This is a genomic window from Pseudomonas sp. IT-P44 (assembly GCF_949768225.1).
GTDB classification, from domain to species: domain Bacteria; phylum Pseudomonadota; class Gammaproteobacteria; order Pseudomonadales; family Pseudomonadaceae; genus Aquipseudomonas; species Aquipseudomonas migulae.
The window spans coordinates 1-329 of record NZ_CATKQM010000097.1 but is presented as its reverse complement, the minus strand read 5'-3'; the positions used below and the strand labels follow the sequence as shown (position 1 = coordinate 329).

2 tRNA genes are annotated in these 329 nt (G+C 48.3%); both read left to right on the top strand.

What is annotated here, in order from left to right:
• Window positions 1-19: 19 nt before the first annotated feature.
• A tRNA-Ile gene (locus ACM6IO_RS29060) sits at window positions 20-96 on the top strand.
• Window positions 97-124: 28 nt separating this feature from the next.
• Window positions 125-200: transfer RNA gene (locus tag ACM6IO_RS29055), tRNA-Ala, on the top strand.
• Window positions 201-329 lie beyond the last annotated feature (129 nt).

The window sequence follows — 329 nt, the reverse complement described above, 5'->3', positions numbered from 1 at the left end:
TAAGAAGCAGCCCGAAATTGGGTCTGTAGCTCAGTTGGTTAGAGCGCACCCCTGATAAGGGTGAGGTCGGCAGTTCGAATCTGCCCAGACCCACCAATTTTTGTGTGGGATCCTGTAGCAATACGGGGCCATAGCTCAGCTGGGAGAGCGCCTGCCTTGCACGCAGGAGGTCAACGGTTCGATCCCGTTTGGCTCCACCACTACTGCTTCTGATTGTATAAAGCTTAGAAATGAGCATTCCATCGTGATGGTGGTGAATGTTGATTTCTAGTCTTTGGCTAGATCGTTCTTTAAAAATTTGGGTATGTGATAGAAAGATAGACTGGATA